Annotated in this window: 8 protein-coding genes and 1 pseudogene; 3 read left to right on the forward strand and 6 right to left on the reverse strand. The window is 41.5% G+C overall.

What is annotated here, in order from left to right; all coding sequences use genetic code 11:
• Positions 1 to 191: 191 nt before the first annotated feature.
• Together FW757_RS14845 and FW757_RS14850 are read left to right on the forward strand one after the other, a co-directional pair.
• On the forward strand, positions 192 to 2,615 hold the full coding sequence (locus FW757_RS14845) for a PKD domain-containing protein (protein WP_446441368.1): 2,424 nt from the start codon (positions 192 to 194) through the stop codon (positions 2,613 to 2,615).
• A gap of 431 nt (positions 2,616 to 3,046) precedes the next feature.
• Positions 3,047 to 3,301, forward strand: a complete 255-nt coding sequence (locus FW757_RS14850; protein WP_446441369.1) for a hypothetical protein — start codon at positions 3,047 to 3,049, stop codon at positions 3,299 to 3,301.
• A 50-nt stretch (positions 3,302 to 3,351) separates the two neighbouring features.
• On the opposite strand, the gene FW757_RS14855 is transcribed toward FW757_RS14850, so the two are convergent.
• The 3 genes and pseudogenes from FW757_RS14855 to FW757_RS14865 form a co-directional block, all read right to left on the reverse strand.
• Positions 3,352 to 5,880 carry an excinuclease ABC subunit A gene (locus FW757_RS14855; protein ID WP_446441374.1) on the reverse strand — a complete coding sequence of 843 codons (2,529 nt, stop codon included), beginning with the start codon at positions 5,878 to 5,880 and terminating at the stop codon, positions 3,352 to 3,354.
• Between the two features lie 231 nt (positions 5,881 to 6,111).
• Positions 6,112 to 6,842, reverse strand: a pseudogene (locus tag FW757_RS14860) (alpha-amylase family glycosyl hydrolase); the annotation flags it as partial.
• 267 nt (positions 6,843 to 7,109) lie between these two features.
• Positions 7,110 to 7,463: a hypothetical protein gene (locus FW757_RS14865; protein WP_446441370.1), complete on the reverse strand. Its 354-nt coding sequence runs from the start codon at positions 7,461 to 7,463 to the stop codon at positions 7,110 to 7,112.
• A 130-nt stretch (positions 7,464 to 7,593) separates the two neighbouring features.
• Here FW757_RS14865 and FW757_RS14870 point away from each other — a divergent pair, with 130 nt between their 5' ends.
• The gene (locus FW757_RS14870) at positions 7,594 to 8,748 is read left to right on the forward strand and encodes an IS110 family transposase (protein WP_446441371.1); all 1,155 of its coding nucleotides are present in this window, start codon (positions 7,594 to 7,596) and stop codon (positions 8,746 to 8,748) included.
• A 413-nt stretch (positions 8,749 to 9,161) separates the two neighbouring features.
• On the opposite strand, the gene FW757_RS14875 is transcribed toward FW757_RS14870, so the two are convergent.
• The 3 genes from FW757_RS14875 to FW757_RS14885 all read right to left on the reverse strand — a co-directional run.
• Positions 9,162 to 9,650, reverse strand: coding sequence for a YdeI/OmpD-associated family protein (locus tag FW757_RS14875; protein ID WP_182831547.1), 489 nt, complete (start codon positions 9,648 to 9,650; stop codon positions 9,162 to 9,164).
• 115 nt (positions 9,651 to 9,765) lie between these two features.
• A complete protein-coding gene (locus FW757_RS14880) occupies positions 9,766 to 9,984 on the reverse strand; it encodes a hypothetical protein (RefSeq protein WP_182831548.1) in 219 nt (72 codons plus the stop codon).
• Between the two features lie 124 nt (positions 9,985 to 10,108).
• The coding region (locus FW757_RS14885; protein ID WP_446441372.1) for a hypothetical protein at positions 10,109 to 10,432 on the reverse strand (324 nt) is incomplete at its 5' end.

A 10,432-nucleotide genomic window follows, 5' to 3' on the forward strand; every position in this document is an offset into this window, starting at 1 on the left:
TACTTACATAGGTTTTAACAAACTAAGAAAACGCCCTCTCCCCATTTTGAAAACGTTATTTTACATTTCTCTTAAACCTTTGTGTGATTATTAACATCTTTAGATTGATTTTTAGCCGCTTACAAGATAGCCTCCATTTTAGGTACTAACTCATCGAATTAGTTTGAATAGTTTTTTACAAGGAAGTTATAGTGAAAGTTAATGTATTTTTTTTATTATTTTTTATCGTTTTTTTGTCAGGTTGTGGTGGCTCGTCAGATACACCCGCCAAACAAACCACTGTTGTTAATCAGGCACCAGTCGCAGTAATTACCGTAGCTCAAGAGTCAATATTTGTTGTTGGGCAAGAATTTGTTTTTAGTGCCGCCAAAAGTCATGATGCCAATAAAGATAAGCTCACATATCAGTGGTCATTAGTTAACAGTGATAAGCAAGCTATCAGCTTAGCTAATACCACCGCACAAAATATTACCTTGGCCTTTGCTACTAAAGGTGAATACCTGCTAACACTTGTGGTTAATGATGGTACCGTCAATAGCGTCGTTGCTTCATATGATATTAATGTTGAGCAAGCGACGGCGGCAGTGGTAGCACATGCAGGACCAGATCAAAGCGTTAAACTCGGAACGTTAATTAAGCTCAGTGGAAGATCAAGCTATGTCTTGCAGGGCAATATTCACTATCAATGGAGCTTCATTGATAAACCGGCGAGCAGTATTGTAGTGTTAGACAAAATTAACTCGATAGAAAGTGAGTTTATAGCCGATGTTATGGGGCAATATCGCCTTAGGTTGATCGTTAGTGATGATACAGGGCAACAATCAACAGACGAAGTCGATATTGAGGTAAAGCCACATACTGAAAATAGTAGCCCTAATGCAGCGATTTCTTTTATTGCTCCGCAAGTATTAATGTCACAAACACTTAATTTAAGTGCTCGTGATAGTTATGATGTTGATGGCGATCTATTAACCTATTTATGGGAAGTTATTAGTCAGCCAAGTAATTCCAGTGTGGAGCTCAATAATTATCGCACGGTCGATGCTGAGTTCTCTGCCGATACGCCAGGAGACTATGAAATAGAGTTAACTGTTGCTGATCCTACTTTAGCTTCAACAAGCACCAGTGCGATAGTCAAGGTAGTTTCGGGTAATCAAGTACCTGTTGCTAATGCAGGACCCGATAAAATCGTTAACACAGGTCAAAGTATTCCGCTGTCAGCTATTGCTAGCTATGATCCTGAGCAATCTCCTTTAGCATATCAATGGTCTTTAATTAAAAAACCTGATGATAGTAATCTGCAATTAATAACATCAAATCAACAAATAATAATGGTTGAATTAGATGTTGACGGTGAGTATGTTTTTTCTTTGGTTGTTAATGACGGTCAAGCTGACTCAACACCGAGTCAAGTTCGTATTACCGCGAAAAATAATCAAAAACCTATCGCTAAAATAAAGGCTGCAACCTCTGCCTATTTGTACCAAGAAGTAACATTAGATGGCAGTGGAAGTCAGGATCCTGAAGGAGCAGACCTGAGCTATCAATGGGTATGGCTCAGTCAGGCTGGCGATAGTGAGTTAAATGATGCTCAATCTCAAAACCCGAGTTTTACTCCGCTAGTAGGGGGTGAATATGTTGTGCAGTTGATCGTTAATGATGGTAGCCAAAGCTCAGATCCAGTGCAGCTGGCTATTACCGCCCAAGAAAATTTACCGCCTGTTATTCACCTTGCGGGAGACAGTGAACGAGCTACTTCTTATGGTAGCGAAGTAATACTTGACGCCTCATTAAGTAAAGATCCTGAGGGAGGCGCACTAACGTATTCTTGGACTTTGAGTAAACCTGAATATAGTAGGTCAATTTTAGCAAATACCACTGAAGCGATAACCTCATTTACGCCACTAACCCTTGGTACTTATACTGCTTCGGTTAGTGTAACGGACGATGCGGGTAATACGGTTGTAAAACACATTTTAATTGCTGTTTCTCTGCATGATGTTAGCTGGCTTGGTAGTGTTAGCGGTCGTCTGGTTGATGCTTTAGGGCGCGGCCTTGCTAATGTCGATCTGTTTTCAAGTGAAGCAATAATAGACAGTTTATATTTCTCTACGGATGATAATGGCTATTATCAAGCAGTAATAGGCGTAGGAGTAGAGAAGAAATTTAGCATTATGGGTTTTAGCTCTCCATTTACATCTGCTACCGTTGTGAGAGAGCAGCAGGTAACTACCAACCACTTCACTATTGATTTAGGTACAAAAACAGCACTTATTAAGCAAAATGTCCGTATTGGTTTGACAGCTTGTGAAGGGTATAGCGGCCCTACTGAGCTTAAGCTTAAATTTAACTCATTAGATTTCACGTTAGAAGGGGGAGAATTAGATCAGTCCGTTTCTGACAATCAAACAATCACTATTGGCAAAACCAAAGATTTTTCAATACTTGCACCTTTTTTATATCGTGTAGAACCAGATGATTACCCTGTTACTTGGATAAAAAACACCGAAAAAGGAGATTATGATCATAAGGAAGAATGGCAATTAGATTTACGTGCTAACTCAAATGATGTTGTTGAGCACACATTTGAAATCTGTGACCAGCTCACCCCATAATGATTAAAGCTTGCTTGATAAACCTTTATCGAATTTCAGCTTAGTTCGATTCAATTTATCTTAATAAGAAAAGCTTTTGTACTAGTACAGAAGCTTTTTTGTATAGTAAGTGTGGGTTATCTTTTAGTTGTTATAGTCTCAGTCAACTCATTTAAAAAACATAAAAATCAAACTAGACAGCCACTTTTATTGAGCAACCAAAACTGTGTTACCAAGCTTGCTCTTTTAGATTAAAAATCATCCCTTTTTATATCATCACTCGCACAACGTTTTTAAATGAGTAGATATCACTGATTTTTAGTGAGACGTTCAAGCTCTATACCACCTAGACACACCGAGATTTTAGTGCTGAATATCAATAAGATAGCCCACCATTACCCGCTAATGAAACCTTTAAAATTAACAAAGGATCTTGTACTGACTTGTCTTAGATGCAAATTAATCTGCCGCGCCATTTTGGTATTGCCGTGTGTTCTGCCAGCGGCTATTTCTATTTTGATATGGAAACCCCTTCGATGAACTGCACGCTTGGCAGAGGTTTTTTACCTGGTACAGGTTGGTTAGGTTTTAACCCCAACCATGGCATTCTGATTGGTAATACCCACATTGCTGTTGCGTCCAGCGCCATCCCCGAAAACACCATGCCTATTATGGTGGTATACGGGGCATCGCAACATCGCAATTAATCTCCAACTTAAGTAAAGAAAAACGTCGATAACCTAAAGTCGGGCTAATACTAAGGCGACAGAAAGGGTGCTGTTTGGCTGGCCTTTGACTTAGCGACATTGGCCGGTGGTCCTTGAGCAACAATATTCCCACCTTCATCGCCCGCACCAGGACCAATATCAATGACCCAGTCGCTATGGCTCGCGACCTGCATATCGTGTTCAACCATGATTACGGTGTTACCTGCGTCTACCAGACCATTTAATTGCAACATCAACATAGCGACATCTGCGGGATGAAGGCCATTAGTGGGTTCATCGAGAATATATAAAGTGTCACCGCGTTGCGCTCGTTGCAACTCAGTAGCTAATTTTATCCGTTGCGCTTCACCGCCCGATAATTCGGTAGCAGGCTGACCAAGCCTTAAGTAGCCGAGCCCCACTTGCAACAAGGCATCCAAAGCGCGCGCTATTAAAGGCTCATCCATAAAAAATTCACGGGCAGTTTCAACGGTTAAATTAAGCACTTCAGCGATATTTTTATCTCGATAAGTAATATCGAGCGTTTCGTCATTGTAACGCTGCCCTTGGCATACCTGACAAGGCGAATAAACACTAGGCAAAAACAACAATTCGACACTCACAAATCCTACGCCTTCACAATTCGAACAACGCCCCTTAGCTACATTAAACGAAAAGCGCCCTGCGTTGTAGCGCCTCGCTTTTGCTTTGGGTGTGGCAGCGAATAGCTTACGTACATGGTCAAACAAACCGGTGTAAGTGGCAAGGTTTGAGCGTGGTGTTCGGCCAATAGCTTTCTGATCCACGGTCACTAAACGTCGGATGTGCTGTATGCCATCAACAATTTTACCGCTGGTGGCGATTTCTAATTCTTCCTCAAGTAAATCAGTCTCATCATTGGGTGCCTCGACGGTATTTTGCTGACCAAGGGCATTAGACACAAGCTCCACCAGCGCCTGACTGACTAAACTCGATTTTCCCGAACCCGAGACACCGGTAACGCTAGTCATAAGCCCTAGCGGAAACTCAATGTCGATATTCTTCAAGTTGTTTCGCTTAACCTGAACTAATTTGAGCCAAGCATTCGGCTGTCTTGGCCTATGTGCTGCACTGTTATCTTTATTAAACACAAATCGACCAGTGTAAGACTCGGTTACCTCGCGCAAGCCCTCAAGCGGACCACTGTAAATAATTTCTCCGCCATGGATTCCAGCATCGGGACCTACATCAACAATCCAATCTGCATGGCGAATAACGCTAACATCATGCTCTACCACAAATACTGAATTACCCGCTGCGATTAATTCATCTAAGGCACCTAGCAATGCTTGAGTATCAGCGGGATGCAGACCGGCTGAGGGTTCGTCTAATACGTAAACGACACCAAATAATTGAGAGCGGATCTGCGTTGCAAGGCGCAGGCGCTGTAGTTCGCCCGGAGATAACGTGGGCGTACCACGTTCAAGCGACAAATAACCCAAACCAAGTCGAGTAAGCGCTTCAACACGAGTAAGAATATCGCTGGCAATACGCTGTGCGACGATGGCTTTTTCTCGATTAGCGGTGTTATCGTCGGGCTTGCTATTAGCAGTATCCTTTAACCGCAACGCCAACTCAGTCAGCGTCAATTGCGACAATTCACCAATATCAAGTCCAGCAAATTTAACCGACAGTGACGCTTGTTTGAGTTTTTTTCCCTGACATTCGGGGCATTGAGAAATCTGCATAAACTGCGACACCCGCTTTTTGGTGCGCGGGCTTTGCGTAGTAGCAAATGACTGCAAAATAAAACGCTTGGCGCTTGTATAGGTCCCCATGTAATTGGGCTTTTCCCCTTTATCAATTGCTTCTCGTATTTGGCTAATATTGTAGTCTCGATAAACCGGCACTTCAGGGGTTTCATCGGTAAACAAAATCCAATCCCGCGTTTTTTGTGGCAATTTTTTCCAGGGAATATCAACTTCATGGCCCAATGCAATCAAAATACGCAATAAGTTTTGCCCTTGCCATGCTGGCGGCCATGCCGCGATAGCGCGTTCCCTAATGGTCTTGCTGTCATCTGGTACCAACGACTTTTCTGTCACTTCAAATACACGACCTATACCATGGCATCGCTCACAAGCGCCCTCTGGGGTATTTGGCGAGAAGGCGTCAGCGTAAAGTATATTTTGACCTGTTGGATATTGCCCTGCACGGGAATAAAGCATGCGCAAGCCATTAGAAATCGTGGTAACACTACCAACAGATGAACGCACCGATGGAGTTCCTCGCTGCTGTTGCAGTGCTACTGCTGGCGGTAACCCTTCGATTGAATCAACATCTGGCTCCTCTACTTGATCAATCAAGCGACGGGCATAAGGCGAAACAGAATCTAGGTAACGACGCTGAGATTCAGCAAACAAAGTGCCAAAGGCCAATGACGACTTTCCTGAGCCAGAAATACCAGTAAAAACCACCAAGGCATTACGGGGCAAATTAACATCGATGTTTTTTAAGTTGTGAACCCGCGCACCTCTGACTTGGATACATTCATCAGGCTCAGTATGACTAGGTTTGTTTTTTTGTCGAAAGATTGTTATCTCCTTTTTTGTCGCGTGTTGGCATAAAAAAACCACCTTACGGTTTTATAGATATGGAGGTTGATGATAAATTAGCAAGGCTAAAATTATTATCACCTCTACCGCAAAAATAAGGATAGGCAAATTGCCTATCCTTTTTATAAAATCTTAAAATACTAACGCTAAGCATTCACTAAATTGATATTTATTTAAAGCCCCTTCCAAAGCATTCATACCCGCAAAACGTAATAAATTTTTAGGCTGCTTATCTGTTGTTACGCTTTCAATACGTTTTTGTACGCTGGTGTGGGTTGATTCTTCGGGGGGGGGAGCTATTTTGGCACGTATTGGGTTTAAGTCGATATACGCCATACCAGCTGGCAGTGCAGCTTCATCAAAGAGCGCTTGTGATTACTCTTTATCGAAAGGAAAGGTCCTTCCCACAAATTTAAAGGCCGTTAGGCAGCCCGAAGGGTGAGCGCCAAGGATGGCAGCGAATAATACTTACCCGTGCAGTTATCTTCTTTATTGGCCTCGCGGGCAATGTACTCATTGAGGTTTTTCATATACCAGCTGATGTCATACAATCTTTCTCGCCATTTAGCGATGATCTCATTAAAAAAGAGCAAACTTGGCTTATCTAACTGCTCACCTTTTAAGTGGCGGTCGATTAAAAAGTGGCCGTTATAAAGCTGATACCAGCGTTTAATTACTTCATCATCGGACCAATCAAGTGCTTGACGCCTATTGACGTTCACAACAAGGTGGTAGTGATTGCTCATAATCGCGTAGGCAGCAATTTCAATGGCGAACACACTACTTAATAACTTAATTCGCTCTACTAACCACTCCCTACGGTGATCAAAGTTTTTACCTGTGTATTTATCATCACCACACAAGAATGCACGTCTCACGCATCGTGAGATTAAGTGATAATAAGATGTCGATGCTAAATCAATAAGCTTTTTTCTTGCGCGAGTCATAATATATCAACCTCACCAACTACTGTATGTAATAACAGTAGTTGATGCTATGATTTTTGCAAAAAAATGTGCCTGTCCTTTTTACTCATCAAGAACCTCATAGAGAGGCACTCCGAAATCAGTCATTTCGACCAATAATAACCGCTCATCCTCTGTTAATTTGAACAGCTCTAGATTCATGATACGCAACTAACGCTTAAACAGCGGAAAACGCGAGCGTATAGGCCGTTGTTTGGCCTGCGAGGGATTTTCCGATGGTTTAACTTGTCATATGTCCCATGCGACATCAGTAACGCCCTCAATGTTTTTTGCGATGTTTTCGATAACTTGTCTTGCTTTCACTTCAGGTGACTTATTGACTTTACCAAAAAACTTCTTAAAAAAGGAGATGCGTTGTTCTGGCCAAACCTGCCATAAAGGAGTTTCCGACTCCTCGTCATTTTTACCGAGGTACACATCAACCATCACTCCGTTGATGTTCATAGCAATACTAAACATATAATCACTGTCGATAGGAGATTCTGGATTAAAATTCAACTTTTTAAGTTCAGAAAACACATACTCAGCAAGAGACTTATTAGATTTAAACATCGCTGATTTGAAATACAGGTTATCACTCACCTCGGTTCCTCCTTGGACATATAGACATAATGACTCCCACACGGTGTTAGCCTCCGCTTTTCGTGGGTTAGCTTAATTCAAAGCCAGAGCCATAATTAGTTTATCAATTAATTAAACAGCAGAGGCTAACATGAATAAACATAGCATACTTTTTATCGGACTTGATACACATAAAGAATTCAATGAAGTCGCCTATATTGAAGAACATAGAGGTGCACAACCTGTTCACCTTGGTCGATTTTCCTCTTCCAAAGTTGCCGTTCAAAAGCTTGTTCGTCAGTTTGAATCTAAATACCCTGGCGCAACGTTACACTTTGTTTATGAAGCAGGCCCTTGTGGTTATTGGATTTACAGATTAATCACAAGCCTTGGCCATTGCTGTTATGTGGTTGCCCCGTCTCTTATTCCTAAAAAACCAGGCGAGAAGATTAAAACCGATAAACGTGATGCCCTTAAGCTCGCTAAATTACTTAAATCTGAAGATTTAACACCTATCTATGTTCCCGAGCCTGAAGATGAAGCTGTACGTGATTTATCTCGTGCACGCGAAGTGGCCATGAAAGATTTAAAAGATGCTAAATATCAATTAAAAGCACTGCTGCTTCGTAATAATATTAATTACAAAGGCACTGCAAATTGGTCACAAAAACATTTACGTTGGCTCACTGAGCTTGTGCTTCCACACCCAGCACAGCACATCGTCTTACAAGAGTTTTTACACACAATTACCGAGCGAATAAGTCGACTTGAACGATTAGATAATGAACTTACACATCACGTTCATCAATGGCGTTATTATCCCGTTGTTAAAGCAATACAAGCAATGCGAGGTGTTCGTTTGTTGGTCGCCACCGGTGTTGTTGCTGAGCTTGGCGATTTAACGCGCTTCGATCATCCCCGTAAATTAATGAGTTATCTCGGTCTTGTACCCAGTGAACACTCGAGTGGTGGCAAACGCCATATTGGCGCTATCACAAAATGCGGAAATGGCCGAGCAAGACGCCTACTAATTGAAGGCGCGCACACTTATCGCTATGCAGAAAATATATCGACAGATATGCAAAAACGACAAGAAGGTTTACCAAAGGACATTATTGATATTGCGTGGAAAGCACAACTTAGGCTCTGCAAGCGCTATAAAAAAATGATAGCCAAAGGGAAACACTACAACCTGGTTGTCACCGCAATTGCCCGAGAAATGATTGCGTACATATGGGCCATTGCTAAAGAAGTGGTACTTACGCCAGTGAATACAAAACTTAGATTGGCAAGAGTACCCGCATGATAAACGAATTAGAGTTAATGCATAGGATCAAGCATCGGGTGTGGCACAACCACCGACGGCGTTAGGATGGCAATGCAGCTAACGCTGCATTGAACCACGAACATAGACTGAAGACAGGTGCCACGACGAACTAAGTAAGGTTTGCTCTGTTACTAGAAATAGTAATAACCAACGAATATCAGCAAGATAACCGACGACATTACTTGCTTCATCCTATGTATTAACTCGCTCTAATTCGAGCTGAAGTAATTATGGCTTAAAAAGTTAGGCAAGGATCAGTGTGTTTAACTTGACAGTGGGAGTCATACCAACGCCCGCATTTGCCGTTGGTGTGGAGCGCAGCGGAAAGCCAATCCGACAACATGCGTTTGTTATGCATTGGCTTAACCTTACGCTTTGTTTTTTACTAGGCTTTACTTCCTAGAATTTCTTTCAATAGCGGCTTCTAGTGCTTCCTGAATTCGCTTTTCTTTCGTAGTGGGTTTTGCAGCCTCACCAATCCTTCGGATTAAATAGTTCCTTTTTCCAGGCGGAAGATCTAAGAATCCATCTATCATGCCACTATCTTCTAATGTAGCTAGTAAATCATCTGGTAAATCTACGTCTTCTGGGTCAATTACAACGAAATCAAGTTTAATATTGTCGCCCACTTTAGTATTCGTGAGCTTACGTATCTTTGATTTAATGCGAATATAATGTTTCCCACCGCCAACAGGAAATAGACTTACTTGAAATGGCTCTGAATTATTAACACTAGCACGAACCAATACAGGCCCTTTAGTTCTAAGTGATTTGGTTACGCTTGAAGGTACGCTAACAGCACAGTAATCCATACCCTCAGCCCAATTCTCTAATATTGCATTAAATTCAAACTGCTTTCCGATTAACGATCTATCTATCATGGATTGTTCTCAGTTTTGCATAACGCCAAGCTCACCAGAATTTTGGGAGCGCAGCGAGTAAAATTTCTGTGTGTAGCGCCTTGTTATATGAAACTACCGGCTAGGGAATAAATCGTTATTTAGCACCGATCATGTCTCTTTCTTCACCTTTTTTTGCAGGCTCAGAAATTATGTAATACATATTGCAGTCATTGATCGCCTTTAATTTTTTCCTGCAACATGTTGCTTCAACAATAGTCTCATATGTAACGGAACGTGATTGGCTTAATTCATCCATGATTTCATTCAAAAAATCAAAGTCCATTTTCGATTGGCATTGAGGGCATTTTGTCATTTAGTTTCTCCATACTTTATTTATCATATAACGCTTACAATAACGGGAAAAACCGAGCGCTTTGCAACAAAGTTGCAGCGAGGCTTTTTCCCAATGAGCGAAGCGAATGATGTTTATTGTTTTGTTAGTGTTCATTGTCAGATTCAACCGTTTCAAACTCAATGCCACCGACACGCTTTGCAATAAAATTGTACCCGAAACACATGAGTCTATTCATTATGTAAAACATAAAACCGTATAGTAATGGTGCTAATGCAAAAATTAAAAACGGAAAATTAGGAATGCTTTCTCCAGTGCTTGTTTTCATTTCTGGAGCGACGAAAAAACCAATGACTCCCATTATGGAAAAAGGAATTGTGAATAGTGCGAACGCTAAAGCAATAACTTTACTAGTTTGGTGCGATGAGAAAGATTTTATCTGGACTTTCATTTTTCCTCCATGAACACT

This window comes from Pseudoalteromonas sp. 1181_04, assembly GCF_052850545.1.